Origin of the sequence: Aeromonas hydrophila subsp. hydrophila ATCC 7966 (assembly GCF_000014805.1) — a bacterium.
In the GTDB taxonomy this organism is placed as follows: Bacteria; Pseudomonadota; Gammaproteobacteria; order Enterobacterales; family Aeromonadaceae; genus Aeromonas; species Aeromonas hydrophila.
In genome coordinates this window covers 4,673,323-4,700,000 of sequence record NC_008570.1, presented here as the reverse complement: position 1 = coordinate 4,700,000, position 26,678 = coordinate 4,673,323, and the positions used below count along the sequence as shown (strand labels likewise).

Here is a 26,678-nt window from a genome sequence, read left to right as displayed (position 1 = left end):
TTAGGTAGCGCCTCGGACGAATACTACTGGGGGTAGAGCACTGTTTGGGCTAGGGGGTCATCCCGACTTACCAACCCCATGCAAACTCCGAATACCAGTAAGTACTATCCGGGAGACACACGGCGGGTGCTAACGTCCGTCGTGAAGAGGGAAACAACCCAGACCGCCGGCTAAGGTCCCAAAGTTCTGGTTAAGTGGGAAACGATGTGGGAAGGCTCAGACAGCTAGGATGTTGGCTTAGAAGCAGCCATCATTTAAAGAAAGCGTAATAGCTCACTAGTCGAGTCGGCCTGCGCGGAAGATGTAACGGGGCTCAAACCAGGCACCGAAGCCGCGGATTCACGCTAAGCGTGAGTGGTAGGGGAGCGTTCTGTAAGTCTGCGAAGGTGTGTCGAGAGGCATGCTGGAGATATCAGAAGTGCGAATGCTGACGTAAGTAACGATAAAGGGGGTGAAAAGCCTCCTCGCCGGAAGACCAAGGGTTCCTGTCCAACGTTAATCGGGGCAGGGTGAGTCGACCCCTAAGGCGAGGCCGAAAGGCGTAGTCGATGGGAAGCAGGTTAATATTCCTGCACGACTTGTAATTGCGATGGGGGGACGGAGAAGGCTAGGTGGGCCAGGCGACGGTTGTCCTGGTGAAAGTGCGTAGGTGGTGTTTCTAGGCAAATCCGGAGACACAACACTGAGACACGAGACGAACGCACTACGGTGCGGAAGCCATTGATGCCCTGCTTCCAGGAAAAGCCTCTAAGCTTCAGATTACAAGTCATCGTACCCCAAACCGACACAGGTGGTCGGGTAGAGAATACCAAGGCGCTTGAGAGAACTCGGGTGAAGGAACTAGGCAAAATAGAACCGTAACTTCGGGAGAAGGTTCGCTCTTGACAGTGAAGTCCCTTGCGGATGGAGCAGTTGGGAGTCGCAGTGACCAGATGGCTGGGACTGTTTATCAAAAACACAGCACTCTGCAAACACGAAAGTGGACGTATAGGGTGTGACACCTGCCCGGTGCCGGAAGGTTAATTGATGGGGTTAGCGCAAGCGAAGCTCTTGATCGAAGCCCCGGTAAACGGCGGCCGTAACTATAACGGTCCTAAGGTAGCGAAATTCCTTGTCGGGTAAGTTCCGACCTGCACGAATGGTGTAACCATGGCCATGCTGTCTCCACCCGAGACTCAGTGAAATCGAATTCGCCGTGAAGATGCGGTGTACCCGCGGCTAGACGGAAAGACCCCGTGAACCTTTACTACAGCTTGGCACTGAACATTGAACCTACATGTGTAGGATAGGTGGGAGGCTTTGAAGGCGTGACGCCAGTTGCGCTGGAGCCGTCCTTGAAATACCACCCTTGTATGTTTGATGTTCTAACGCAGGCCCCTGAATCGGGGTCGCGGACAGTGCCTGGTGGGTAGTTTGACTGGGGCGGTCTCCTCCCAAAGAGTAACGGAGGAGCACGAAGGTTGGCTAATCCTGGTCGGACATCAGGAGGTTAGTGCAATGGCATAAGCCAGCTTAACTGCGAGACGGACAGGTCGAGCAGGTACGAAAGTAGGTCATAGTGATCCGGTGGTTCTGAATGGAAGGGCCATCGCTCAACGGATAAAAGGTACTCCGGGGATAACAGGCTGATACCGCCCAAGAGTTCATATCGACGGCGGTGTTTGGCACCTCGATGTCGGCTCATCACATCCTGGGGCTGAAGTCGGTCCCAAGGGTATGGCTGTTCGCCATTTAAAGTGGTACGCGAGCTGGGTTCAGAACGTCGTGAGACAGTTCGGTCCCTATCTGCCGTGGGCGTTGGATGATTGAAGGGAGTTGCTCCTAGTACGAGAGGACCGGAGTGAACGAACCTCTGGTGTTCGGGTTGTCACGCCAGTGGCACTGCCCGGTAGCTAAGTTCGGAATCGATAACCGCTGAAAGCATCTAAGCGGGAAGCGAGCCCTGAGATGAGTCATCCCTGACCCCTTGAGGGTCCTAAAGGGCCGTTGGAGACCACAACGTTGATAGGTGGGGTGTGTAAGCGCGGCGACGTGTTGAGCTAACCCATACTAATTACCCGTGAGGCTTAACCATACAACACCCAAGAAGTGTTCTGGGCCTTGTAGCGAATGAACGAACTACTAATTCAGTGATAGCGACGCCAACAGGCAGTTCGTTATTCACGTCAGCTTTCTAAGATTGAAGAATTTGCCTGGCGGCCATAGCGCCGTGGAACCACCTGATCCCTTGCCGAACTCAGAAGTGAAACGCGGTAGCGCCGATGGTAGTGTGGCATTCGCCATGCGAGAGTAGGACACTGCCAGGCACCCAATCAAACAGTGATGTGAAGAATCACATTACTGGCTGCGAGGATGACACCTCAATGAAGCGGCAGACAATTTAGCAAAAAGCTAACCAGACAGCGGAGCGGTAGTTCAGTCGGTTAGAATACCGGCCTGTCACGCCGGGGGTCGCGGGTTCGAGTCCCGTCCGCTCCGCCACTAACAAGAAGCCCAGTCGAAAGACTGGGCTTTTTTTCGTTTCCGATACCGCACGCATTTTCCCTCACATCAACACCGCCATCATCCGATCATCGCCCCTGAGAGAGGTTGCCGCTATAATGGCCGCCCTCAAGCAAGGTGGTGGTATGAAAGCAGAGTATCTACAGCGATTCGGGGGCATTGCCCGTCTTTATGGTCAGAGTGCGCTGCGCTCCTTCAGCCAGGCGAAAGTCTGTGTGGTCGGGATAGGTGGCGTCGGCTCCTGGGCGGCCGAGGCGCTGGCTCGGGCCGGCATCAACCAGATCACCCTGATCGACATGGATGACATCTGCATCACCAACACCAATCGCCAGATCCATGCCATGCAGGGCACGGTCGGTCGTCTCAAGACGGAGGTGATGGCCGAGCGCATCCGTGCCATCAATCCAGATTGCGAGGTGATCGAGGTGGATGATTTCGTCACCGCCGACAACCTGGCCGAGCACATCAAGCGGGAGTTTGACTATGTGGTGGATGCCATCGACTCGGTCAAGGCCAAGGTGGCGCTGATTGCCTTCTGCAAGCGCAACAAGATCCCGGTGATCGTGGCGGGTGGTGCCGGCGGGCAGATGGACCCGACCCAGATCACCGTGGCGGATCTTGCCAAGACTATTCAGGATCCGCTGGCCGCCAAGGTGCGCTCCGACCTGCGCCGACTGCACAACTTCAGCAAGAATCCGGCGCGCAAATTCGGGGTGGAGTGTGTCTTCTCAACCGAGCAGCTGAGTTATCCGGATGGCAATGGCGGCACCTGCCAGGCCAAGGCGGCCAGCGACGGCAATATGAAGATGGATTGTGCCTCCGGCTTCGGAGCCGTAACGCCGGTGACGGCTACCTTTGGCTTGGTCGCGGCTTCCCGGGTATTGAAGAAGATTGCCGAGCGGGGAGCCCGTGCCGAGAAAGAGGCCGGGAATGAAGAAGCAGGGTCGATTGGCGAAGCCTAATCGACCGACAAGGCGGGTTAGACGGCCTGCCCCCGGATTGCCAACACGATAGCTCTGAGCCCGTTGCCCCGTGACGGGCTCAAGTGTTTCTCAAGTCCCAGTTCGCTGAAATAGCTCTCCATGTCGAAGGACTGGATCGCTGCTGCGGGTTGGTGGTTGAGCGCCGCCAGCACGATGACGATAAGGCCGCGCACGATGCGGGCATCGGAATCGCAGGCAAAGTGCCAGTTACCATCCTCGCCTTTCTCCCCTTTCAGCCAGGCCTGGCTTTCACATCCCTTGAGGCGAAATGCCTCCTGCTGCCATTCGCCGGGCAGTGCAGGCAGCTGCTTGCCGAGCTGGATAATGAGCCGGTACTGGTTCTCCCAGCCGTTTGCTGCCGCAAATTGCTGACGGATGCTATTTGCGTCGGGCTCAACGCCTATTCGGGTATAGGTTGTGAGGCTGTTCATTGGATTGTCTGCCTTAGAAGAAGTCACTGAGTTTGTGCAGGGCGGCCAGCAGGGCGTCGACATCGTCCCGATTGTTGTAGCAGGCCAGCGAGGCGCGCAGGGTACCGCCGATACCGAGCGATTCCATCAGCGGCATGGCGCAGTGATGGCCGACCCGCAGCGCGATCCCCTGCATGTCGAGCAGGGTGGCGGCGTCCTGCGGGTGGATATCCTCCAGCAGGAAGGAGACGGCGCCGGCGCGCTGGCGAGGTTCGCCGACCAAGCGTAGCCCCGGCACCTGTTGCAGTCCGGCAACCAGATAGTTGGTCAGCGCCGCTTCATGGCTGGCCAATGAATCCTTGTCCTGCTCCATCACAAAGTCGATGGCAGCGGCGAGGCCGATGGCGCCGGCAATATGGGGAGTGCCGGCTTCAAACTTGAAAGGCAGGGTGTTGAAGGTGGTGCCGGCGAAGCTGACTCTGTCGATCATCTCGCCCCCCGCTTGCCAGGGTGGCATCCGCTCCAGCAGTTCGGTGCGGCCCCACAGCACGCCGATCCCGGTCGGGCCATAGAGCTTGTGGCCGGAGAATGCGTAGAAGTCGCAGCCGATGGCCTGTACATCCACCTCGAGATGAGCCACCGCCTGGGCCCCGTCGATCAGGGTCAGGGCCCCGACCGCCTTGGCCGCCGCCACCATCTCTTTGACTGGATTGACGGTGCCAAGGGCATTGGAGACGTGGGCCACGCTCACCAGCCGGGTGCGTGGCTCCAGCATGGCGTGATAGGCCGCCAGATCGAGATCGCCCCGTTCATCGAGGGGGATGACCCGGATCACGGCGCCGGTACGCTGGGCAATCAGCTGCCAGGGGACGATGTTGGCGTGGTGCTCCAGGGTGCTGAGCACTATCTCGTCTCCCGCCTTGAGCTCGCTCATGCCCCAGCTCTGGGCCACCAGATTGATCGCCTCAGTAGTGCCACGGGTCCAGATCACCTCGCGACTGTGAGGCGCATTGATAAAGCGGGCAACCGTCTCGCGGGCGGCCTCGAAGGCACGGGTGGCGCGGCCGCTCAGGGCATGGGCGGCGCGGTGTACGTTGGCGTTGTCGGCGCTGTAGTAATGTGCGATGGCATCCAGTACCACCTGGGGCTTCTGGGTAGTGGCGGCGTTGTCCAGATAGATCAGAGGGTGGCCGTTGACCTCTTGCGCCAAGGCCGGAAACTGGCTGCGCAGCCGAGCGTGCTGTTGCTGGTTCATGCTCCCCTCATATCATCTGGAAAAGTCGGCCATGATCCGGAAAATGGCGGCCAAACACAAGGCGCAGTGGCGGGATATTGCCTGCGGTTTCGGCTGCCTGCGGGATCTCTGTTACAATGCCGCCCCTCATCATAAGCCAAGAGATCCGGCCCATGAAGCTCAACCCCAATCAGAACGAAGCGGTCAAGTTTGTCTCCGGCCCTTGCCTGGTGCTGGCGGGGGCCGGATCGGGCAAGACCCGCGTCATCACCAACAAGATTGCCTATCTGGTACAGCAGTGTGGCTACAACGCGCGCAACATCGCCGCCGTGACCTTTACCAACAAGGCCGCGAGAGAGATGAAAGAGCGGGTCGGCCAGACTCTGGGTCGCAAGGAGGCACGGGGGCTGATGGTCTCCACCTTCCACACTTTGGGGCTCGAGGTCATCCGCCGCGAGCACAAGAGCCTGAACCTCAAGGCCAATTTTTCCCTGTTTGACGATACCGATCAGCTGGCGCTGCTGAAAGAGCTGACCGAGGCGGAGCTCGATAACGACAAGGACAAGCTCTCGGCCCTCATCAGCCAGATCTCCAACTGGAAGAACGACCTCATCCTGCCGGCTCGCGCCATGCGCATCGCCCGCGGCCCGGAGGAAGTGTTGCTGGCCCAGCTCTATGAACGCTATCACCGTCAGATGGTGGCCTACAACGCGCTGGATTTTGACGATCTCATCGTGATGCCGACCCTGTTGCTCAAGAGTAACGAGGAGGTGCGTACCCGCTGGCAGAACAAGATCCGTTATCTGCTGGTCGACGAATATCAGGACACCAACACCAGCCAGTACGAGCTGGTGAAGCAGATTGTCGGCGAGCGGGCCCGTTTTACCGTGGTGGGAGACGATGACCAGTCCATTTACTCCTGGCGCGGTGCCAAGCCGCAGAACCTGGTGCTGCTGAACGAGGATTTTCCCAGCCTCAAACTCATTAAGCTGGAGCAGAACTACCGTTCCAAGAAGCGCATCCTCAAGTGCGCCAACATCCTGATCGCCAACAACCCCCACGTCTATGACAAGGCGCTCTTCTCCGAGCTTGATGAAGGGGTGAAGCTCAAGGTGCTGTTTGCCAAGAATGAGGAGCACGAGGCGGAGCGTATCGCCGCCGAGCTGATGGGCCACAAGTTCATGAACCGCACCCGGTTCAAGGATTACGCCATCCTCTATCGGGGCAACCATCAGTCGCGCATCTTCGAGAAGGCGCTGATGACCAACCGTATTCCCTACCGTATCTCCGGGGGCACCTCGTTTTTCTCCCGCACCGAGATCAAGGACATCATGGCCTACCTCAAGCTGCTGGTTAACCCGGACGAGGACACCGCCTTCCTGCGGGTGGTCAACCTGCCGCGCCGCGAGATAGGTCCCACTACCCTCGAAAAACTGGGACAGTATGCCAACCAGCGCGGCAAGAGCCTGTTTGCTGCCAGCTTCGAGCTGGGGCTGGAGCAACATCTCTCCGGGCGTGGTCTATCCGCCCTGCAGGCCTTCACCAACTGGCTGGTGCGGCTCGGCGATCAGGCGCTGCGCGGCAATCCGGTGGAGGCGGTGCGGGACATGATCAAGGAGATCCACTACGAGGAGTGGCTCTACGAGACCTCTCCCAGCCCGAAGGCGGCAGAGATGCGGATGCAGAACGTCTCCACCCTTTACCGCTGGATCACCGAGATGCTGGAGGGAGATGAGCTGGAGGAAGCGATGACGCTGGCTCAGGTGGTTACCCGGCTCACCTTGCGTGACATGATGGAGCGCAACGAGGGGGAGGACGAGGCTGACCAAGTGCAGCTGATGACCCTGCACGCCTCCAAGGGGCTGGAGTTTCCCTACGTCTACATGGTGGGCATGGAGGAGGGCCTGCTGCCCCACCAGACCAGCATCGACGAGGACAACGTGGAGGAGGAGCGGCGCCTTGCCTATGTGGGTATCACCCGGGCCCAGACCGAACTGACTTTTACCCTCTGTAAGGAGCGGCGCCAGTACGGCGAGTCGGTGCGGCCGGAGCCGAGTCGCTTCCTGCTGGAACTGCCGCAGGACGATCTGGAGTGGGAAAACCAGAAGAAGGTGACGGCCGAGGAGCGCCAACAGAAGGGGCAGGTCGGGGTCGCCAACCTGAGAGCGCTGTTCAAGAAGGATTGAGTGGCGGTTAGCCACGCTCGCTCTTGGTCTGGGTGAGTAGGGGCGTGATATCGGCTCCGGGCATGGGCGGCGAGATATAGCGCCCCTGGCCCATCAAGCAGCCCAGATCGATCAGTTTCTGCAGTTGCTGCTGGTTTTCGATGCCCTCCACCACCAAGGTGAAGTCCAGATCCTGGCAGATGTCGCGCATGGCTCGGATGAGGGCGAGATCCTTGGGTGACTGCAGCATGCGATGAGTGAAGCTGTCATCCACCTTGATGTAGTCCACCGGAAAGTGGAACAGGGCGTTGAGGGACGAAAACCCGGTCCCAAAGTCATCCAGACTGATCTGGATACCCTTGGCTCTCAGTTCGTGCAACGAGGTGAGGGCATCGGAATCCTGCCGTGACAGCTCCCGCTCATTGAACTCGAAGATCAGATAACCGGGGGCTATCCCCTCGGATTCGATGATTTCAACCAACTTCATGATCTGCTCATGACTGACCAGATGCTTGCCGGACAAGTTAATGGCCACCTTGAACTTGCTCTGGCCTGACAGCGGCAGCCACTCCTTCAATTGTTGGCAGGTGTGGCTCAGGATCTGGTAGTCCAGCTCCTGAATCAGACCGCACTGCTCCGCCAGCGGGATAAAGTCGAACGCGTCCTTGAGCACCCCCTCTTCGGTGATCCAGCGGGCCATCACCTCCAGCCCGGTCAGCCGGCTGTCCTTGAGCCGGATCACCGGCTGAAAATAGGGGACGATGCGCCCTTCACGCAGCGCTCTTGCCAACATCTCTTCCGGCGAGGCCCAGGTCTGGACCGAGCACTCTTCCGAATAGCTGACGATGCGACTGCGGCCGTTGCGTTTGGCCTGGTACATGGCCAAGTCGGCCTGATGAAGCAGCTGGCTGATGTCGGAGGTCTGTTCCGATACGCTGGCCACCCCCAGACTGACCGTGATACCCAGCTCGTTGCCCATCAGTCGAAAAGGGTAGGAGAGGCGGCTGATGATGCGGTTGAGAACCGGGCTGATATCCTCTTCGGTCTTGCTGTTGTCCAGATAGATGACGAATTCATCCCCGCCCAGCCTGGCCACCATGTCGTTCTGCCGAATGCAGGTCTGCAGACGGCGGCTCATCTCCTTGAGCAGTTGGTCACCGGCGCTGTGGCCCAGGGTGTCGTTGACCTGCTTGAAATGGTCCACATCGATGAAGATCAGCGAAAACCCGGGCGACTTGTAGCGGTGAAAGTGGGTCATGGCATGGTTGAGGTGATTCATCAGCAGGGCACGGTTGGGCAGCTGAGTCAGCGGATCGTGCAGGGCGTCGAACTGCAGCCGGCGTTCCAGCTCCTGATGCTGCTTGAGCTGCTTTTGTAGCCTGAGGTTGGTCTGACGCAACTGCTGCAGGCGCTGGTTGATGGAATCTTCCGAGTTGATGTCGTGCAGCTGCTGGCGGATCCGCCTCAGCTCCAGCAGCAGGGTGAGCTGGCTGCGCAGGAAGTCGAGAAACAGTCGATCATCGGTTTCCAGTGGGTGCTGCAGGCTGATGAGAAAGTGGGCGAAATACTGCTGCTGAAGGCGCAGCGGTTGGCTGTACCAGTAGAGCTGCTCCTTGTGCTGTTCCATGTTGTTGGTGCTGTGGCACAGCCCGGTGATGAACTCGTCGCTGTGGGGAGGCTGCTCCGGATAGATCTTCTCGAGCCGGTGGCTGTCGATGCGCACCAGCAGCATGTCCTGAATGGCCAGCATCTGGCGCAGGACTGCCTCGAGCTGGGAGAACAGCGCCTGACTGGGCAAGGTGTTGGCCAGCCGGATGATGCGGTTGATGCTCTCGATCTTCTTCTGCCAGTCAGGGTCTTTGCGGATCAGCGGTGAGGCCAGCTCCGATAGCTGGGAGCCTGCCTGGGTCTCGTTCAACCGCTTGGCCAGGCACTCCAGCAACAGGCGCAGGGTTGGCAGTTCCTTGGGCTGGCAGCATGCCAGCAGCCACTGGACCTGACCATGCTCGACCGGCAGCGAGCACCAGCCATCGGCTTCATCGAGCTGGGTCAGTTGATCGGTGATGCGCGACTCTTCCAGCCCCAGCTGCAACTTGAAGCTGTCGGAGATCTGGTATTCGCATACCCACTGCAGGCCGGCTTCCGACAAGCCGAGCATGCCGAAATGCTGCAGCGGGCAGAGCTGGTTCAGCTGCTGGATCAGGGTGTCGTAATCTTTGGAAGTAGCGGCGGAGGGGGCGGGGAAATCCATAATAGCGGAGACCAACGCCAGCAAGGGAGTCGAGTAATGGGGTGCTATTGGTTGCGCTGACATGAGTAACTCCCGGTTTGCCTACCCTACAAAGAGTAGCCGGAAGTCATCAGATTGAAAGGGCCGCAAATGCGGCCCTTTCAAACACTTAGAGCTTGTCGATCATGTAGTGAATGGCGTTTTCGATCTCTTCATCGCTACAGGTGGCGCAAGTTCCTCGTGGCGGCATCACACCGGTCTTGCCTGCGAAGCCGGCAATGGCGTGTTTCTTAAGTGTTTCAATGCCTTGGGCGATACGTGGTTCCCAGGCGGCCTTGTCGCCACGCTTGGGTGCACCGGCGATGCCGGCATCGTGGCAGGCGAAGCAGGCGCCCTTGAACACGGCTTCGCCGTCGCGCGGACCAGATGCCGCTGTCGCCGCAGGGGCTGCGCCTGCGGTCGCAATCCCTTCCAGATCCTTGGCGGTATAGACTTGACCGACAGGCTTGATCCGCTCGGCAATTGCCTCCGGTGACATATCATCGGCAGCAAGCACCACACCGGACAAACTGGCGGCCGTCATCCCGACCGCCAGCAAATAGCTCAGTTTTTTCAACACGCTCATGTACTCCCAGCAGGCTTTTATTATCCCTAGAAAACGACTGGATTATAACCGAATAGTTACAGCCATTTAAACGCTTGTGTGTGAAGTGTTAAGCACTCTGCGTGCAAAGTTTCTTCGTCAGATCACAAACTGGCGAGGCTGGCCCGAAAAAAAGAAACCCGGTTTTCACCGGGTTTCATCTCATGGGCGGGACGAAAGGCTTATTTGTCCCAGCTGAGGATCACCTTGCCGGACTGGCCTGAGCGCATGGCATCGAACCCTTGCTGGAAGTCGTCGATGTGGAAGCGATGGGTGATGATGGGGGAGAGATCCAGCCCGGACTGGATCAGGCTGGCCATCTTGTACCAGGTCTCGAACATCTCACGACCGTAGATCCCTTTGATAAACAGTCCCTTGAAGATCACCTTGCCCCAGTCGATGGCCATGGTAGCGGGGGGGATGCCGAGCATGGCGATTTTGCCGCCGTGGTTCATCTTGTCGATCATGTCCTGGAAGGCGCTGGGCACGCCGGACATCTCCAGCCCCACGTCGAACCCTTCGGTCATGCCGAGTTCGCTCATCACGCCGCTGAGCTGTTCCTTGGTCACGTTGACGGCGCGGGTGGCGCCCATCTTGCGGGCCAGCTCGAGCCGGTATTCGTTGACGTCGGTGATCACCACGTGGCGGGCACCCACGTGGCGGCAGACGGCGGCGGCCATGATGCCGATGGGGCCGGCGCCGGTGATCAGCACGTCTTCACCGACCAGGTCGAAGGAGAGGGCGGTGTGCACCGCGTTGCCGAACGGATCGAAGATGGCGGCCAGTTCATCGGGGACGTTGTCCGGCAGCTTGAAGGCGTTGAAGGCCGGGATCACCAGATACTCGGCGAAGGCGCCGGGGCGGTTGACGCCGACACCTATGGTATTGCGGCACAGGTGGGTGCGGCCGGCACGGCAATTGCGGCAGTGACCACAGGTGATGTGGCCTTCACCGGATACCCGGTCTCCAACCGCGAAGCCGCGCACTTCCTGGCCGATGGCGACCACTTCCCCGACGTATTCGTGGCCGACCACCATGGGCACCGGGATGGTCTTCTGTGACCACTCGTCCCAGTTGTAGATATGGATGTCGGTGCCACAGATGGCGGTCTTGCGGATCTTGATCAGCAGGTCGTTGTGGCCGAGTTCGGGGGCCGGTACGTCCGTCATCCAGATGCCGACTTCTTTGTGCAGTTTGGAGAGCGCTTTCATGGTTGTTCCTTCACGATGAATGCAGAAAGAAGGGGCGCCAGGCCCCTTGATTCAAATCAGATGATGTCGAGTTCGCGGCCGATGCGAATGAAGGCATCGATGGCCTTGTCCAGCTGCTCACGAGTGTGGGCGGCGGACATCTGGGTGCGGATGCGGGCCTGACCCTTGGGCACCACCGGGAAGGAGAAGCCCACCACGTAGATGCCGGCGGCCAGCATGCGGCTTGCCATCTCGGCGGCCAGTTTGGCGTCACCCAGCATCACCGGAATGATGGCGTGATCAGCCCCGGCCAGGGTGAAGCCGGCGGCGCTCATCCGCTCGCGGAAGTATTGGCTGTTCTCCTTGAGGCTGGAGCGCAGCGCATGCCCGTCGGCCAGCATGTCGATCACCTTGATGGTGGCGGCGACGATGGAGGGGGCCAGCGAGTTGGAGAAGAGATAGGGGCGGGAGCGCTGGCGCAACCAGTCGATCACCTCCTTTTTGCCGGAGGTGTAGCCACCGGAGGCACCGCCGAGCGCCTTGCCCAGGGTACCGGTGATGATGTCGACCCTGTCCATCACGCCACAGTATTCATGGGTGCCGCGGCCGTTCTCGCCGATGAAGCCGACGGCGTGGGAGTCGTCCACCATCACCAGGGCGTCGTATTTGTCGGCCAGATCGCAGATGGATTTGAGGTCGGCAATGACGCCATCCATGGAGAAGACGCCGTCGGTGGCGATCAGCTTGAAGCGGGCGCCGTCGGCGTCAGCCTGCTTGAGCTGGGCTTCCAGCTCGGCCATGTCGTTGTTGGCGTAGCGATAGCGCTTGGCCTTGCACAGCCGGACCCCGTCGATGATGGAGGCGTGGTTGAGAGCATCGGAGATGATGGCGTCTTCGGCACCGAACAGGGTTTCGAACAGACCGCCATTGGCATCGAAGCAGGAGGAGTAGAGGATGGTGTCTTCGGTGCCGAGGAAGGCAGACATCTTCTGCTCCAGCTCCTTGTGCTGATCCTGGGTGCCGCAGATGAAACGGACCGAGGCCATGCCGAAGCCGTGGCTGTCCAGCCCCTGATGAGCCGCTGCAATCAGGTCCGGGTGGTTGGCCAGTCCCAGATAGTTGTTGGCACAGAAGTTCAGCACCTGCTCGCCGCCCACCGCAATCCGGGCCTGCTGGGCCGAGGTGATGACGCTCTCCTGCTTGTACAACCCTTCAGCCTGCACCTGCTCAAGCTGCTCGGTCAGGTGACGATAGAATCCGTTAGACATCCTCGATCCTTATTGGCTATTTCAGCTGATTATCAACAATGGGCAGTATTTTACTGCAATCTGTTGCGGTGAATTCAAATGATTGTGCTGACATTCAACAATTGTGAAACAGATCTCACCCGGCTGGTTGGGCCAGTTGACGATAGTGCTGTTCCAGCTGGCGGATCTGGTCGGCCACCTGGGGCTGCACATAGGGGCGCAGCAGAAACAGTACCCGCAAGACACCCTGATAGAGCAACGGCTTGGTGATGCGGGTGTTGGGGGCCTGGGCAATCTGGAACGGGATCCAGCAGGTGACCACCATCTTGATGGTCTGGCCCAGATCCGGCAGATCCTCGTCGCTGACATTTATGATGCCGCCCTCGCGCAGGCTTCTGAGCAGGGCCACCACGGCGGCGCGCAACTGCTCCTGGGCCTTGAGGTACTTTTGCTGCAGCGGCTCATCGCGGCTCAGGATGTCCGGCAGATTGGCGTAGAAGAAGCGAAACTGCCACATCAGATAGAAGATGGCATCCAGATAGCCCATCAGGTTTTCCAGCTTGATCTCGTCGCTGCGCGCCGGCGTGAAGCTCTCGCTCAGGTGGCGGGCGTACTGGTCGAAGATGGAGTGGATGATGTCTTCTTTATTGCGGAAGTGGTAATAGAGGTTGCCCGGGCTGATGCCCAGATGGGCGGCAATGTGGTTGGTGGTGATGTTGCGCTCACCCTGATCGTTGAACAGCTCGGTGGCGCTGTGAATGATCCTGTCTCTGGTTTTCATCGCTGTTCCCTCTGCCGGGCCCCTGGCCGGTGAAATCGTCAAGGTCGAATCCCCTTGCGGCCCGTGATAAACTTTTCGGCAATTTCAAATTGGCTCACTATACACAGCTTTAACAGGCAGTCACACGTGGCCATCAACGTACGCGAGGCAAACTCCATGATCGTAGTAACTGGCGGTGCTGGCTTTATCGGCAGCAATCTGGTCAAGCAGCTGAACGCTCAAGGACGGACCGATGTGGTGGTCATCGATGACCTGACCGACGGCACCAAGTTCGTCAATCTGGTCGATCTGACCATTGCCGATTACATGGATAAGGATGAGTTCCAGGCGCGGATCGTCTCCGGCGACGAATTTGAAGAGTGGGATGGCGGCATCGAGGTGATCTTCCACGAAGGTGCCTGCTCCGCCACCACCGAGTGGAATGGCAAGTTCATCATGGAGGTCAACTACGAGTACTCCAAGGATCTGTTCCACTACTGCATCGAGCGTGAAATTCCGTTCATCTACGCCTCCTCTGCTGCAACCTATGGCGGGCGCAACGACAACTTCATCGAAGATCCGAAGTTCGAGCAGCCGCTCAACGTCTACGGCTACTCCAAGCAGCTGTTCGACCAGTACGTGCGTCGCTGGATGCCGGAGATCAACTCCCAGGTGGTCGGCCTCAAGTACTTCAACGTCTATGGCCCGCGCGAGCAGCACAAGGGCTCCATGGCCTCGGTTGCCTTCCACCTCAATACCCAGGTGAAGAAGGGCGAGAATCCCAAGCTGTTCGAAGGCTGCGACGGTTTCCCCAACGGCGGCCAGATGCGCGATTTCATCTATGTGGATGACGTCTGCAAGGTGAACCTCTGGTTCTGGCTGAATCCGCAGCACTCCGGCATCTTCAACTGTGGTACCGGTCGGGCCGAACCGTTCCAGAACGTGGCCGAAGCAGTGATCAAGCATCATCAGAAGGGTGCCATCGAGTATATTCCCTTCCCGGATCACCTCAAGGGTCGCTATCAGAGCTTCACTCAGGCTGACATGACCAAGCTGCGTGGCGTCGGCTATGACGCCGAGTTCAAAACCGTGGCCGAAGGGGTCGCGGATTATATGGCGTGGCTCAACCGCTAACGGGTGAGTTTTACATCGCTATATGCAGACAAGCCGGAAGCAGGCCATACCTGCTTCCGGCTCTGTTGTTTGTCACGGTTTTTCTCAGTCTCTACCGGGTAACCACGCAATGAACATATTGATGGCACTCTCCCAGCTCGAAGTGACGGGCGCTGAGGTCTATGCCACCACGGTCGGTAACGAACTGACCCGGCGTGGCCACCAGGTTTTCTACGTATCGGACACCTTGACCAAGCCCACTCTGGGTGAGGTGTTCAAGCTGCGATTCAACAAGCGCAGCATTCTGCGCCGCTTCTGGCACGTCTTCTACCTTATCTATCTGATCAAGAAACACCATATCCAGCTGGTGCATGCCCACTCCCGCGCCTCTGGCTGGAGCAGCTATGTGGCCTGCATGCTGACCGGCACTTCCATGATCACCACGGTGCACGGCCGCCAGCCGGTGCATGCCTCCCGCAAGGCCTTCCATGCCCTTGGGTTCAGGGCGGTTGCCGTTTGCGAGGATATCGCCCACCAGATCATCGACAACCTTGGCGTTGACCCGGCTATCGTGCAGGTGCTGCGCAACGGCATCGAAACCGACAAGTTCCAGCCAGTGCCGGCCCCGACCAATGCTAGACCGGTGATCGCGATCGTAGGCCGGCTGAGCGGCCCCAAGGGTGAGCTCTGCTATCGGTTGCTGGATGAGGTGCTGGATCTGGACGCCTGCCAGGTGAAGGTGGTGAGCGGCAGCCAGCTGCCGGCGCGTTTCCAGCGTTTTCAGGAGCGGGTCGATTTCGTCGGCTACGTGGAGGATGTCCCTGCGCTGATGGCGCAATGCGATCTGGTGATCGGGGCCGGTCGGGTGGCGATGGAGGCCCTGCTCTGCGGTCGTCCCGCCTTTGCCATCGGTGAGGCCAAGGCCATCGGGCTGGTGACCGAGCACAATCTGGATGAGGCGCTGGCCAGCAACTTCGGCGATATCGGCCCCCAGGATCTGGCGATCGATTTTGCCGCACTGAAGGCGCAGATTGCCCCGGCCCTGGCCAGTGGCACCGTTTCAGACACAATTCGTCAGCGCATTCAGGTCGAGTATGGCTTGGCGGGAGTGGTCTCCGGCCTGGAGTCCATCTATCAGGATGCGGTGGTCGAGACCCTGCGTCGCGAGATGCCGGTCATCATGTACCACCGTTTCATCGAGCATGACAGCGAGAAGGGGGTGCACGGCACCTGGATGCCGATCGCCATGTTCGAGAAGCACCTGCGCCTGCTGAAGTGGCTGGGTTATGAGACCCTGACGTTCCGCGATCTGGCGGACAAGGGCTTCATTCACCGGCTGCAGTACGGCAAGAAGTACCTAATGATCACCGCCGACGACGGCTATCAGGACAACCTGACCCGCATGCTGCCGCTGCTGGAAAAATATGGTTACAAAGCCGTGGTATACGTGGTCACGGGGGAAGGATATAACCGCTGGGATGTGGAACAGGCGAGCAACCCGGACACCCGGGTGGACCTGATGAATGGCGAGCAGCTCAAGGCGCTGACGGCCTCCGGTCATGTGGAGATCGGCGGGCATACCCTGACCCACCCCAGGTTGAGCAAGCTTGCACCCGAGCAGCAAGCTCATGAAATCCAAGAGAACAAACGACAACTCGAAGCCCTGCTCGGCCACCCTCTGCTGTCGTTCGCCTACCCTTATGGGGATATGGATGAGAGCGCCAAGGAGCAGGCTATAGCCGCAGGGTATCGTTTTGCGGTGGCCACCAACAGCGGGCCCAGAGCCATGCACCAGGACCCTTTCAGGATCCGTCGTATTGCTATTTTCCCGCGTACCGATGTTTTTGGCCTGTGGCGCAAAATCCGGGGTAACTATGTCTTCAGGAAGTCTTGATTGATGCCCAGTAAAAGAAATATTGAATTGTTAGATAGAATTACCACTGCCCTGTTTGGGCTGACCATCATCTTTTCTTTTTGTGGCCTGTTTCTGGCCCCTTTCGGCCAGAGCATTCAATCCAATCTGCTGGCCGTGACCGGTATATTCGGTTTGTTGAATTACTTTGTTGGCAAACAACGGGATGTGGGGCTCAAAGATCGTCGCATTCTCTGGGGTCTGCTGGTCTATGCTGCCATGATCTTCGTCAACCGGTTGATCCACGGTGATCAATACGGGGTCATGCGCGGGCTGTTTTATGTCCTCGTTTTTGCGCTGATGATGCCGCGCAAGCCGAGCCTGTTGATGCTGGGTTATCTGGCCATCGTGCTGGGCGGGATGGGATTGGGTATCCTCAGCATCTGGCAATACCAGCACGGCATTGACAGGGTGGAAGGGTTTACCAATGCCATTCTCTTTTCGCAGGCCGCGCTGACCTTAGTCATTCTCAACTGGTTCGTCTTTCAGCAGGAACGGCTGCCTGGATGGTTGAGAGGGGGGAGCCTAGTTGGTTTGATGGCAGCCCTGTTTGCACTTTATCTCTCCCAGAGCCGGGGGGTCTGGCTCGCCTTCGGAGTCATTCTCGCCTACGTCATCTGCTACAAAGCCTACTTCAAGCCGTGGAAATACGTTGCGGTAGCCATGCTTTGCGTGGCTTCAATTGGAGTTATTTATCATACCAATCAGCTGGTACAGAGCAGGGTTCACTCTGCCGTGTCGGATCTCAAGTTGGTAGAGGAAGGCTCATATGATTCATCTTGGGGCTTGCGCGTTGTGGCATGGCAGAGCGCCTGGCTAGGATTTTTGGATGCACCCTTGGCCGGGGTGGGGACAAATGGGTTTGACGCACTGAAGCGGAGGCAGGCTGAGAGCGGAGTGCTATCTCCATCGATTCTTAGCTCGGAGCTGGCCCATGCCCATAACCAATATATGCAGAATCTGGTGATCCGCGGCAGCATAGGATTTATTGCACTGGTGATCTTTCTTGGCCTGCCGCTCTATCTGGCGGCGAACAATATAAGCAGGATTTCGGCGGGTGTGCTGGTTCCCCTCGCGTTTGTCATTAACTCCCTAAGCGATGTGCCGTTTGAGCATCAAGGGGTGCTCTATCTGTACACGCTCAGCCTGGTTTTCATCTGGTTTGCCCATGAGTTTAAAAAGGATACCTGTACGTCATGATTCCGGTTTTTGTCATCAGTTTGGCTCGCAGCGTTGAGCGACGGGCGATGGTTGTCCAGCAGATGGCGCATCTGGGCATAGATTTCGAGTTTGTAGATGCAACCGACGGAAAGACGCTGAGCAATGCCGAGCTGGCCAAGGTGGATTTGGCGCTGGCGAAAGAAGTGTGTGGCCATGCACTGAGTTTTGGCGAGATTGGTTGTGCCATGAGCCATATCCGAGTTTATGAGCGCGTCGTCGCCGAGGGTATCGATCGCTGCGTGGTGCTTGAGGATGACATCTACCTGCACATGCACAGCAAGGCGATCATCGAGACGATAGTGCACTCCTGCCAGTCCGAGATCGTCTTCCTGCATCATGGCAAAGCCAAGCGCTGGCCATTCCTGTCATCCCTGCCCGGTGGCTACCGGCTTGCCAGATACCTGACGCCCAGCCGCTCCTCCAAGCGAGGAGTGCTCTCTACCGCTGGGTATGTGCTGACCCTGGCCGGGGCGAAAAAATTATTGCAGTGCGCCTATCCGCTGCGGATGCCCTCCGACTATCTGACCGGCCGCTTGCAGCTCAACGGCCTGTCGGCCTCCGGGGTGGAGCCCTGCTGTCTGGATGTGGATCTGTTCACCACCACCATAGATGACAGAGCCTACGGCCACTATCTGAAATAGCACTGGGCGTGCCGACGGTGGCTGTCGGTTGGCAGCCCTGTTAGCCTTGCCGACGCTGCCGGTCATACATGCTCATGCTGGATAACCCATGAATCTCAAGAAGTTGCTTACCCATTCCATTGCCAGATGGCTGATCGGCAGAGCGCCTGACGCCACCCCATGCCCCGCCGGGGCGAAGGTGGAGAGGGTGCTGGTGGTCGGTTATGACGCCATCGGCGATTTCATTCTCACCCTGCCCGCCATTGCTCGGCTCAGAGAGATGTACCCCGCCGCGCGCCTCGAGCTGGTGTGCAGCCAGCGCAACCAGCTGCTGGCGGCGTCGGTCGCCGGGATCGATGAGTGTCACGTGATCACCCTGAACGACACCCTGTGGTCGTCGAGCATGTGGTGCAAGCTGCGTGAACTCAGGCAACGGCAGTATGATCTGGTGATCAATCTATTTGACGAGCCCGACGATATCGCCATGGCCAAGTTGTTGTTGCTGGCCAACGGGCGCTTGCAGTCGTTGCCCCTGCGCTTCAAGAGTGACGGGCAGCAGAAGTTGCTGCCGCTGTTCAACAAGAAGGCCTGCATAGTGTCGTCACGCCCAGTCAGGGATCACTTCGTCTATCGCATGCTCAGCGTGGCAGGTGATGCGGCTGGCGTGCCGGCCACAGTACCGTCACCCTGCAATGAGCAGCTCGATACCAGCGCGTATGGCCGCTATCTGCTGGTCAACCTGACGGGCAGCCAGGTCGGCAACTCGATGACGGAGGCGCAGATCGACGGGATCCTGACCCAGTTGCCGACCTATCCGGAGATCTCCTACCTGGTATTCTCCAGGCAGCCCGTGGCGTGCCCGCGGCAGGACATGAGAGTGCTGTTTCCCGACACCATTCTCGATGCCGCCAAGATCATCAAGGATGCGCGAGGGGTCATCTCGACCGATACCTCCATCATCCATATCTCCTCTTCCTTCGGGGTGCCCACCCTGGTGTTGATGAACAACGAGCGCTGGCGCGATGCCTTCATTCCGCTGGCGGGTCGCAATATCATCCTGCGCTCGACCACGGACAAGCTGGCGGCCCTATCACCGGCGGAGATCAGCCGCCAGGTCGATGCCCTGATTGCGCTCTAGTCGCGTCAGGCTGTTATCATCCTTTTTCCAACTCAACGGCCCTTCTGGTGGATTCATGTCATTAATCAACGATCTGCAACTCCAGCGTGACATTCTTCGCCGCAAGCTGGGGCAGCTGCTGTTCGATCGCAAACGGCCGGCCCCGCTGCATGAGCGCAAGGGGAAGATAGTGTTGCTGCGCTGGGATGCCAAGCTGGGCGATGCCATCGTCTCATCCTGGGTGGCCCGCGAAATCAAGCGCGCCAGCCCGGAGCGGGAAGTGTGGATCGTCACGACTGCGGCCATGGCTCCCCTGTTTCGCGATCATTTCGGCATGGACAAGGTGATAGAGGTGCCCAAGCGGCCTGGCTATGGCCAACTCAAGCGGCTGGCACACTCGCTGGGGGAGGTGGAGTGTCTGGTGCACTTTGGCAAGATGCTGAAAATGAAGGACATCTACTTCATCAGTCAGGTGAGGGCAGATTGGGTCGCCGGCATGGACGATGCCTTGCAGGCGGTCAACCTCAAGCTGGGCAAGGCCTCCAGCGGCATGCACTTCTCCGACAAGTTTGCCCTGCTGTTGCAGCGGCTCGGCGTGAGCAATCCGGACCAGCAATACATAGTCCCGACCATGAGCCCGCCCGATGCGCTGGCCAGCTGGTGGCCGGCCGAGCCGGTCCTCTGTTTCAACCCTTACGGCAGTGGCAGCTCTCGCCGCCTGCGGACCGAGCTTATCAGCCAGATGCTTGAGCCGACCGGATCGCCTGCTGCTGTCACCGGATGCACCCTCGCTGGCCGGGTTGTTCGCCCAGCTGCGCCAGTGTCAGGGGCTGATCTCGGTGGACACGGCGACGGTGCACATCGCCGCCGGGCTGCACAAGCCCATTCTTGGCCTCTACAACCCGGACATAGGGGGCGGCAACGAGAACTTCCTGGAGTGGCACCCCAACTCCCCGTCAGCCACCGTGCTGTTCTCGACCAATACTCGGGAGCAGGATATCAACTCCCTCGACCTGGCCGAATTCGAGCGTACTTTCAGGGCGTGGCTGCTTGCCAACCAGGCAGCGCTGTCAGCCGCTCAATCACCAGCTCGGGCGTGATGGCGCGCAGCAGGGCTTCGTCGATGAAGTCCTTTTCCGCGTTTTGTGGCAGTTGGAAGTCGGGTCCCTTGGCATCGAACACATCGATGGCCTGATAACGGGGGTGGTTGACCGGGTTGGCGATGATCTTGTCGCCGCCCGGGGCCACTATGGTCAGCAGGGGCAGGTCGATGGCTTGCGCCATGTGACGGGGACCGGTGTCATTGCCGACAAACAGCCGGCAGTGGGCGAACAGCCCCACCAGTTCCCGTACCGAGCGGGTCTTGATGTGGTCGAAGACGCTGGCTTGCAGGGCTGCGGGCAGCAGCGGTTTCAGGCCGCGGTTGTACTCCTCTTCCCCCGGTCCGCAGTAGATCAGGATCTGGGCGTCGTGCTGCTCGATCAGCCACTGGGCGACCTTGGCGAAGCAGTCGATGGGCCAGCGCTTGTAGTGCCCGAGCGAGTTGACGCCCATGGCGATCAGCGGGCGGCTCAGGTCGACGCCGGCGGCCAGCAGGGCATCCTTTCCTTGTTGCTTCTCTTCTTCACTCAGCCAGAGGTAGTAGTTGCGATCCTCGCTGGCCAGCTTGAGCGGCTTGAGCAGCGAGAAGCGATCGTCGACCAGGGTGCTGTTGCCCTGAAATTCGGTGTCTTTGCGAAAATGCACGATGCGGTTGTGGCCGAGCCGCCAGGGGAAGGAGTCAAACCCGATGCGCAGGCGGGCGCCGGAGAAGAGGCAGCTGAGCAGGCCGATCATCTGGCCCTGGCTGTTGACCACCACATCATAGCGCTCGCGGCGAATGGCCAGCAGCAGATCCTTCATGTAGCGCCACTGGTTGCGCCTGGCCTTCTCGATGATGATGAGCCGATCGATATTGGGATTGCCCTGCGCCATACCCGCGCAATAATCCATGACCAGATAGTGAACCTCGCCGCTTGGGTCATTCTGCTTGAGGTTGTTGCACAGTGCGGTGGAGATCAGCACATCCCCTATCTGTTTGGTTTGAACTACAAGGTATTTCATAAGGCAGGCCTCAACAGAGGTCATAGTTGATCGTCAGCGTGACAGCATACCGCACAAGTGAGTCAGATGCTGTCGGTGCAACGTGAAAATCCGATCTGGCGCAGGCCGCCAACCGAGCGCATTGTTAAATGAAAGAAGCCCGTCGTTGACGGGCTTCTTGTATCGATTACTCGATGTTCTGAATTTGTTCGCGCATCTGCTCGATGAGCACCTTCAGCTCGACGGCGGACTGGGTCACCTCGGCGTTGATGGACTTGGAACCGAGGGTGTTCGACTCGCGGTTGAACTCCTGCATCATGAAGTCGAGACGACGGCCACAGGCGCCACCCTTCTTCATGATCTTGTTGGTCTCGCTGATGTGCATCTCCAGGCGATCCAGCTCTTCGGCCACGTCGATCTTCTGGGCAAGCAGCACGATCTCCTGCTCGATACGGGCCGGATCCAGCTCCACCTTGGCTTCGGCCAGCCGGTCGGTGAGCTTCTGGCGCTGCCACTCGATGATCTGCGGCAGGTGCACGCGCACCTTCTTCACTTCTACCTGAATGCCGGCCAGACGCTGTTCGATCAGGGCCTTGAGGTTGGCCCCTTCGCTGGCGCGGGAGGCGAGGAAATCTTCCATGGTCAGGTCAAATCCACCCAGCAGCTCGGTGGCGACCGCATCCATGTCCTGCTCGGCGGCAGCCATCACGCCCGGCCAGCGCAGCACGTCGACCGGGTTGAGCTGACCCTGTCCCGCCTCTTTCATCACCCAGTTGGCGCTGTCGATGATGAGCTTGGCCAGCTCTTCATTGATGTGCAGCTGGCTGGCAGCGGCCTGCGCGGCCTCAAAGCGCAGGTTGCACTCCACCTTGCCGCGCTGCAGCTTGGCGCGGAAGCGCTCACGCAGAACCGGCTCCAGGCTGCGCAGTTGTTCCGGCAGGCGAATGTAGGTCTCCAGATAGCGCTGGTTGACCGAACGAATTTCCCAAACGGCTGTGCCCCAGTCGCCCTTGAGTTCCTTGCGGGCGTAGGCGGTCATGCTGTGAATCATTGATTGTTCCGGGCTTGATGAAGTGTGGGGCCAGTATACTCAGCCAGCCCTGCTCCGTCAGCCGACAGCGTGGTTTTAGCGGCTGATATTTGGGCTGGGATCACTTATACTCCTGCGCCAATTCAGCCAGCCCAGAGGTCCGTCCCATGTCACGTCCCAGCGATCGCACTGCCGCGCAGCTTCGTCCGGTCACCATTACCCGCCACTTCACCAAGCATGCTGAAGGGTCCGTGCTGGTGGAATTCGGCAACACCCGCGTGCTCTGCACCGCCAGCGTCGACACCAGCGTGCCGCGCTTCCTGAAAGGGAAGAATCAGGGCTGGGTGACCGCCGAGTACGGCATGCTGCCGCGCTCCACCCACTCCCGGATGAATCGCGAAGCGGCCTCCGGCAAGCAGAGCGGCCGCACTCTGGAGATCTCCCGGCTGATCGCCCGCTCCCTGCGCGCGGCGGTAGACCTGACCGCGCTGGGCGAACACTCCATCACAGTTGACTGCGACGTGCTGCAGGCCGACGGTGGCACCCGCACCGCCGCCATTACAGGTGCCTGCGTGGCGCTGGTGGATGCGCTGAACTGGATGGTCGAGAAGGGCATGCTCAAGCAGAGCCCGCTCAAGCAGATGATCGCGGCCGTCTCCGTCGGCATGTATCAGGGCGAAGCCATCTGCGATCTGGAGTACATCGAAGACTCCGCCGCCGAGACCGACATGAACGTGGTGATGACCGAAGATGGTCGCATCATCGAGGTGCAGGGCACCGCGGAGGCCGAACCCTTCACCCATGAAGAGCTGCTGGAGATGCTGGCGCTCGCCAAGGGCGGCATCGCCGACATCATTGCGCTGCAGAAGCAGTCACTTGCATGATTTTAAAAACGCGGCATTGACCGCGTTTTTTTATACCCCACGAAAGTAAACGACAAGCCAAGCAAGGAGCCAGAATGAAAGCCTACCAGCGTCAATTTATCGAGTTCGCCCTGGAGAAGCAGGTCCTCAAATTCGGTGAATTTACCCTGAAATCCGGTCGTAAAAGCCCCTACTTCTTCAACGCCGGTCTGTTCAACAGCGGCCGCGATCTGGCCCGTCTCGGCCGCGTCTATGCCGCCGCCCTGATGGATGCCGGCATCGAGTTTGATGTGCTGTTTGGCCCGGCCTACAAGGGGATCCCCATCGCTTCCGCCACCGCGGTACAGCTGGTGGAGCAGCACGACGTGGACGTGCCTTGGTGTTTCAACCGCAAGGAGGCCAAGGATCACGGCGAGGGCGGCAATCTGGTGGGCAGCCCGCTCAAGGGGCGGATCATGCTGGTGGATGACGTCATCACTGCCGGCACCGCCATCCGCGAATCCATGGATCTGATCCAGGCCAACGGCGCCTCCCTGGCCGGCGTACTGATCGCGCTGGACCGTCAGGAGAAGGGCAAGGGCGAGCTTTCCGCCATTCAGGAAGTGGAGCGTGACTACGGCGCCCACATCATCGCCATCATCCAGATGAGCGATCTGATCCAGTATCTGGAAGAGAAGCAGGCCGAGCAGCCGGAGTTGGCGGCGCAACTGGCCGCCATGAAGGCTTACCGCACCCAGTACGGTATCTGAGTCACCGCTCACACCGCACAATCGTTGAAGGCGGTGCCCGTTTGCTCTCTGGCAGCAAACGGGCACCGTTTTTTTCATCCGCAAAAAGTGGATCATGTGGCTTGAGTTTACCCTTACAGTAAAGGTTAGGGTTTGTTGGTCGGCGCTCATTCTGGCCGACTGGTTCCGGGGAGGAACAACATGACCACTCATCTTCAATCACCCATTCATCTGCAGTTGCCGCTCAGCGGCATGAGCTGCGCCAACTGCGCCGGCCGCATCACGACCGCCCTCAACAAGCTCGACGGGGTGCAGGCGACCGTCAACTTCGCACTGGAACAGGCCGCCATCGACCTTGCCAGCCCCGACCGTTTGCCGGCGGTGCTGGAGAGCATCAAAGCGCAGGGTTACGACTACGGCAGCGAGACCATACTGTTTCAAATAACCGGCATGACCTGTGCCGGTTGCTCGGCCCGCCTGAACAAGATGCTGGCGGCGCTGCCCGGCGTCATCTCCGCCGACGTCAACTTCTCCATCGAGCAGGCCCGTATTGTGCTGGTACCCGGGATGCAGACGCCCGCAGGCCTGCGCGAGCAGATCGAGGCGCTCGGCTTTGGCGCCCAGCTGGCGCAGGGCTCGGCCAGCGGCCGCCGTCAGCAGTTGCTGGAGCGGGAAGCGCAGGAGGCCGCCAGCGCCCGTCAGGCGCAGACCCGGGTCATCGTCTCGGCCCTGCTGACCCTGCCGCTGCTGGCGGGCATGCTGGCCATGGCCGGTCTGCTGCCCTGGCATCTGCCTGCCTGGCTGGAGCTGGTGCTCGCCACCCCGGTGCAGTTCTGGATCGGCGCCCGCTTCTATCGCGGTGCCTGGCTCGCCATCAAGAACCGCTCCGCCAACATGGATGTGCTGGTGGCAACCGGTACCAGTGCGGCCTACTTCTACAGCCTCTATCTACTGTTGACCCTGGGGATGGCCGCCAGCGGCCAGCTCTATTTCGAGGCGAGCGCCATCATCATCACCCTGATCTCTCTCGGCAAGTTGCTGGAGGCACGGGCCAGACGCAGCACACAGTCCGCCATTCGCGAACTGATGGCGCTGCGGCCGGAAACGGCCACCGTCTGGCGTGGCGAGAGCTGGCAGAGCGTGGCCATCGACGAGGTGCTGCGCGGCGATCGGTTGCGGGTACTGGTGGGTGAGCGGGTGCCGGTGGATGGCAGAATCGTGAGCGGCGCCAGCGAGCTGGACGAGTCGATCCTCACCGGCGAGAGCCTGCCAGTGCCCCGCGGCGAGGGCGACAAGGTGCTGGGCGGCGCCATCAACCGCTCCGGCGTGCTGGAAATTGAAGCCACTACCGTGGGGGAGGACTCCAGCCTCAGCAAGATCATCGCACTGGTGGAAAACGCCCAGATGGGCAAGGCGCCGCTGCAGCAGCTGGTGGACAAGGTCTCCGCCGTGTTCGTGCCGGTGGTGATGGCCATCGCCCTGTTCACCCTGCTGGTGTGGTACGCCATCAGCAACGACTTCGGTCAGGCGCTGCTGGCGGCGGTGGCTGTGCTGGTGATCGCCTGTCCCTGTGCGCTGGGGTTGGCGACGCCGGCGGCCATTGTCACCGGTACCGGGGTGGCGGCGCGCCACGGCATTCTGATCAAGGATGTCGATACCCTGCAGAAGGCCCACGCCATCAAGGCGCTGATCTTCGACAAGACCGGCACCCTGACCCAGGGCCGGCCGGTGCTGGCCAGCTGGAGCGGCAACGACGAGCAACTGCGCCTCGCCGCCGCCCTGCAGCAGGCGAGCGAACACCCGCTGGCGCTGGCCATGCGCGAGGCAGTCGGCAAGGAGGCTACGCTGCCTCAGCCGGAGGCGGTGGAGGTGCGGGTCGGGGCCGGTATTGTCGGTCAGGTCGCCGGCCACAGGGTCGCCATCGGCAATGGCTCTTTGCTGGCCCAGCTCGGTATTGAACCGCCACAACAGGATGAACAAGCCGCCGACGGCGCGACCCGGGTCTGGGTGGCCATCGACGGCGTGGTGGCCGGCATAGCCGCATTGGCGGATACCCTGCGCCCCGAGAGCCCGGATGCCATCGCCACCCTGCGTCAGCGCGGCATCGCCAGCTGGCTGGTGAGCGGTGATGCGCCGGCACCGGTGGCCCATATCGCCGCCAAGCTGGGGCTGGACGGGGCCTTCGACTCAGTGCTGCCGGCCGGCAAGGTGGAGAAAGTGGAGGCGCTGCGGGCGCAAACCAGCGGGCTGGTCGCCATGGTGGGGGACGGGGTGAACGACGCCCCGGCGCTGGCGGCGGCGGATGTGGGGATCGCCATGGGCTCCGGCTCCGATGTGGCGATGGAGACCGCCTCCATCACCCTGATGCGGTCTGACCCGCGGCTGGTGGCCGATGCCATCGACATCTCGGCAGCCACCTGGCGCACCATCCAGCAGAACCTGTTCTGGGCCTTCGTGTTCAACATTATCGGCATTCCGCTGGCGGCGCTGGGTTACCTCAGCCCCGAGCTGGCGGGGGCGGCCATGGCCTTGAGCAGCATCACAGTATTGAGCAATTCCCTGCTATTGAAACGCTGGCAGCCGCGGGCTCTCGCCCATGTCAGCACAGAATCGAACCGTTAAGGAGTC

The 26,678-nt window shown here is 59.8% G+C and carries 19 protein-coding genes, 1 tRNA gene, 2 rRNA genes and 1 pseudogene (1 of these 23 running past the window's edge); 14 read left to right on the top strand and 9 right to left on the bottom strand.

What is annotated here, in order from left to right; genetic code table 11:
- The 4 genes from AHA_RS21430 to tcdA all read left to right on the top strand — a co-directional run.
- Positions 1-2,074, top strand: a 23S ribosomal RNA gene (locus AHA_RS21430); it begins 815 nt to the left of the window's first position.
- Between the two features lie 117 nt (positions 2,075-2,191).
- A 5S ribosomal RNA gene (gene rrf, locus AHA_RS21425) occupies positions 2,192-2,306 on the top strand.
- Positions 2,307-2,404: 98 nt separating this feature from the next.
- Positions 2,405-2,481, top strand: a tRNA-Asp gene (locus AHA_RS21420).
- A gap of 146 nt (positions 2,482-2,627) precedes the next feature.
- Complete coding sequence (tcdA, locus tag AHA_RS21415) at positions 2,628-3,464, top strand: tRNA cyclic N6-threonylcarbamoyladenosine(37) synthase TcdA (RefSeq protein ID WP_011707894.1); 837 nt, start codon at positions 2,628-2,630, stop codon at positions 3,462-3,464.
- A gap of 17 nt (positions 3,465-3,481) precedes the next feature.
- On the opposite strand, the gene AHA_RS21410 is transcribed toward tcdA, so the two are convergent.
- Both AHA_RS21410 and AHA_RS21405 read right to left on the bottom strand, forming a co-directional pair.
- Entirely contained in the window at positions 3,482-3,916 is a 435-nt protein-coding gene (locus AHA_RS21410; RefSeq protein ID WP_164927776.1) for a SufE family protein, read from the bottom strand.
- Positions 3,917-3,929: 13 nt separating this feature from the next.
- On the bottom strand, positions 3,930-5,150 hold the full coding sequence (locus tag AHA_RS21405; protein ID WP_011707892.1) for an aminotransferase class V-fold PLP-dependent enzyme: 1,221 nt from the start codon (positions 5,148-5,150) through the stop codon (positions 3,930-3,932).
- A 152-nt stretch (positions 5,151-5,302) separates the two neighbouring features.
- Between AHA_RS21405 and rep the strand changes: the two genes are divergently transcribed.
- Complete coding sequence (rep, locus tag AHA_RS21400) at positions 5,303-7,315, top strand: DNA helicase Rep (RefSeq protein WP_011707891.1); 2,013 nt, start codon at positions 5,303-5,305, stop codon at positions 7,313-7,315.
- Between the two features lie 7 nt (positions 7,316-7,322).
- Here rep and AHA_RS21395 read toward each other — a convergent pair whose 3' ends face one another.
- The 5 genes from AHA_RS21395 to AHA_RS21375 all read right to left on the bottom strand — a co-directional run bounded on the left by AHA_RS21395 (position 7,323) and on the right by AHA_RS21375 (position 13,385).
- Positions 7,323-9,608, bottom strand: coding sequence for a putative bifunctional diguanylate cyclase/phosphodiesterase (locus AHA_RS21395; RefSeq protein WP_011707890.1), 2,286 nt, complete (start codon positions 9,606-9,608; stop codon positions 7,323-7,325).
- Positions 9,609-9,693: 85 nt separating this feature from the next.
- Positions 9,694-10,149: a c-type cytochrome gene (locus tag AHA_RS21390; protein ID WP_016352378.1), complete on the bottom strand. Its 456-nt coding sequence runs from the start codon at positions 10,147-10,149 to the stop codon at positions 9,694-9,696.
- A gap of 200 nt (positions 10,150-10,349) precedes the next feature.
- The gene (gene tdh, locus AHA_RS21385) at positions 10,350-11,378 is read right to left on the bottom strand and encodes an L-threonine 3-dehydrogenase (protein WP_011707888.1); all 1,029 of its coding nucleotides are present in this window, start codon (positions 11,376-11,378) and stop codon (positions 10,350-10,352) included.
- A 56-nt stretch (positions 11,379-11,434) separates the two neighbouring features.
- Positions 11,435-12,625 (bottom strand): glycine C-acetyltransferase, encoded by a 1,191-nt coding sequence (locus tag AHA_RS21380; protein ID WP_011707887.1) that lies wholly within the window; start codon positions 12,623-12,625, stop codon positions 11,435-11,437.
- A 115-nt stretch (positions 12,626-12,740) separates the two neighbouring features.
- The gene (locus AHA_RS21375; protein WP_011707886.1) at positions 12,741-13,385 is read right to left on the bottom strand and encodes a TetR/AcrR family transcriptional regulator; all 645 of its coding nucleotides are present in this window, start codon (positions 13,383-13,385) and stop codon (positions 12,741-12,743) included.
- A gap of 156 nt (positions 13,386-13,541) precedes the next feature.
- On the opposite strand from AHA_RS21375, the gene rfaD reads away from it, so the two are divergent.
- The 6 genes and pseudogenes from rfaD to AHA_RS22015 all read left to right on the top strand — a co-directional run bounded on the left by rfaD (position 13,542) and on the right by AHA_RS22015 (position 20,447).
- Positions 13,542-14,498, top strand: coding sequence for an ADP-glyceromanno-heptose 6-epimerase (rfaD, locus tag AHA_RS21370; RefSeq protein WP_011707885.1), 957 nt, complete (start codon positions 13,542-13,544; stop codon positions 14,496-14,498).
- Positions 14,499-14,607: 109 nt separating this feature from the next.
- Positions 14,608-16,371, top strand: a complete 1,764-nt coding sequence (locus AHA_RS21365) for a polysaccharide deacetylase family protein (protein WP_164927775.1) — start codon at positions 14,608-14,610, stop codon at positions 16,369-16,371.
- 3 nt (positions 16,372-16,374) lie between these two features.
- On the top strand, positions 16,375-17,589 hold the full coding sequence (locus AHA_RS21360) for an O-antigen ligase family protein (protein WP_011707883.1): 1,215 nt from the start codon (positions 16,375-16,377) through the stop codon (positions 17,587-17,589).
- Complete coding sequence (locus AHA_RS21355; protein ID WP_011707882.1) at positions 17,586-18,251, top strand: glycosyltransferase family 25 protein; 666 nt, start codon at positions 17,586-17,588, stop codon at positions 18,249-18,251. The genes AHA_RS21360 and AHA_RS21355 overlap by 4 nt, the downstream gene beginning before the upstream one ends.
- 88 nt (positions 18,252-18,339) lie before the next feature.
- Complete coding sequence (locus AHA_RS21350; RefSeq protein ID WP_164927774.1) at positions 18,340-19,368, top strand: glycosyltransferase family 9 protein; 1,029 nt, start codon at positions 18,340-18,342, stop codon at positions 19,366-19,368.
- Positions 19,369-19,423: 55 nt separating this feature from the next.
- Positions 19,424-20,447: pseudogene (locus AHA_RS22015) on the top strand (glycosyltransferase family 9 protein).
- Here the strand turns inward: AHA_RS22015 and AHA_RS21340 are convergent.
- Positions 20,383-21,450 carry a glycosyltransferase family 9 protein gene (locus AHA_RS21340; protein WP_011707880.1) on the bottom strand — a complete coding sequence of 356 codons (1,068 nt, stop codon included), beginning with the start codon at positions 21,448-21,450 and terminating at the stop codon, positions 20,383-20,385. The pseudogene AHA_RS22015 and the gene AHA_RS21340 sit on opposite strands and share 65 nt — an antisense overlap.
- A gap of 166 nt (positions 21,451-21,616) precedes the next feature.
- A complete protein-coding gene (locus AHA_RS21335; RefSeq protein ID WP_011707879.1) occupies positions 21,617-22,480 on the bottom strand; it encodes a YicC/YloC family endoribonuclease in 864 nt (287 codons plus the stop codon).
- A 146-nt stretch (positions 22,481-22,626) separates the two neighbouring features.
- Here AHA_RS21335 and rph point away from each other — a divergent pair, with 146 nt between their 5' ends.
- The 3 genes from rph to AHA_RS21320 all read left to right on the top strand — a co-directional run bounded on the left by rph (position 22,627) and on the right by AHA_RS21320 (position 26,672).
- A complete protein-coding gene (gene rph, locus AHA_RS21330) occupies positions 22,627-23,343 on the top strand; it encodes a ribonuclease PH (RefSeq protein WP_077392316.1) in 717 nt (238 codons plus the stop codon).
- Between the two features lie 74 nt (positions 23,344-23,417).
- Complete coding sequence (pyrE, locus tag AHA_RS21325) at positions 23,418-24,071, top strand: orotate phosphoribosyltransferase (protein ID WP_011707877.1); 654 nt, start codon at positions 23,418-23,420, stop codon at positions 24,069-24,071.
- A gap of 180 nt (positions 24,072-24,251) precedes the next feature.
- Positions 24,252-26,672: a heavy metal translocating P-type ATPase gene (locus AHA_RS21320; RefSeq protein WP_011707876.1), complete on the top strand. Its 2,421-nt coding sequence runs from the start codon at positions 24,252-24,254 to the stop codon at positions 26,670-26,672.
- Positions 26,673-26,678 lie beyond the last annotated feature (6 nt).

What these genes read in the sequence shown, in the direction of transcription:
- tcdA (WP_011707894.1), top strand. Translation starts at nt 2,628, where the DNA reads ATGAAAGCAGAGTATCTACAGCGATTCGGGGGCATTGCCCGTCTTTAT.
- AHA_RS21410 (WP_164927776.1), bottom strand. Translation starts at nt 3,916, where the DNA reads ATGAACAGCCTCACAACCTATACCCGAATAGGCGTTGAGCCCGACGCA.
- AHA_RS21405 (WP_011707892.1), bottom strand. Translation starts at nt 5,150, where the DNA reads ATGAACCAGCAACAGCACGCTCGGCTGCGCAGCCAGTTTCCGGCCTTG.
- rep (WP_011707891.1), top strand. Translation starts at nt 5,303, where the DNA reads ATGAAGCTCAACCCCAATCAGAACGAAGCGGTCAAGTTTGTCTCCGGC.
- AHA_RS21395 (WP_011707890.1), bottom strand. Translation starts at nt 9,608, where the DNA reads ATGTCAGCGCAACCAATAGCACCCCATTACTCGACTCCCTTGCTGGCG.
- AHA_RS21390 (WP_016352378.1), bottom strand. Translation starts at nt 10,149, where the DNA reads ATGAGCGTGTTGAAAAAACTGAGCTATTTGCTGGCGGTCGGGATGACG.
- tdh (WP_011707888.1), bottom strand. Translation starts at nt 11,378, where the DNA reads ATGAAAGCGCTCTCCAAACTGCACAAAGAAGTCGGCATCTGGATGACG.
- AHA_RS21380 (WP_011707887.1), bottom strand. Translation starts at nt 12,625, where the DNA reads ATGTCTAACGGATTCTATCGTCACCTGACCGAGCAGCTTGAGCAGGTG.
- AHA_RS21375 (WP_011707886.1), bottom strand. Translation starts at nt 13,385, where the DNA reads ATGAAAACCAGAGACAGGATCATTCACAGCGCCACCGAGCTGTTCAAC.
- rfaD (WP_011707885.1), top strand. Translation starts at nt 13,542, where the DNA reads ATGATCGTAGTAACTGGCGGTGCTGGCTTTATCGGCAGCAATCTGGTC.
- AHA_RS21365 (WP_164927775.1), top strand. Translation starts at nt 14,608, where the DNA reads ATGAACATATTGATGGCACTCTCCCAGCTCGAAGTGACGGGCGCTGAG.
- AHA_RS21360 (WP_011707883.1), top strand. Translation starts at nt 16,375, where the DNA reads ATGCCCAGTAAAAGAAATATTGAATTGTTAGATAGAATTACCACTGCC.
- AHA_RS21355 (WP_011707882.1), top strand. Translation starts at nt 17,586, where the DNA reads ATGATTCCGGTTTTTGTCATCAGTTTGGCTCGCAGCGTTGAGCGACGG.
- AHA_RS21350 (WP_164927774.1), top strand. Translation starts at nt 18,340, where the DNA reads ATGAATCTCAAGAAGTTGCTTACCCATTCCATTGCCAGATGGCTGATC.
- AHA_RS21340 (WP_011707880.1), bottom strand. Translation starts at nt 21,450, where the DNA reads ATGAAATACCTTGTAGTTCAAACCAAACAGATAGGGGATGTGCTGATC.
- AHA_RS21335 (WP_011707879.1), bottom strand. Translation starts at nt 22,480, where the DNA reads ATGATTCACAGCATGACCGCCTACGCCCGCAAGGAACTCAAGGGCGAC.
- rph (WP_077392316.1), top strand. Translation starts at nt 22,627, where the DNA reads ATGTCACGTCCCAGCGATCGCACTGCCGCGCAGCTTCGTCCGGTCACC.
- pyrE (WP_011707877.1), top strand. Translation starts at nt 23,418, where the DNA reads ATGAAAGCCTACCAGCGTCAATTTATCGAGTTCGCCCTGGAGAAGCAG.
- AHA_RS21320 (WP_011707876.1), top strand. Translation starts at nt 24,252, where the DNA reads ATGACCACTCATCTTCAATCACCCATTCATCTGCAGTTGCCGCTCAGC.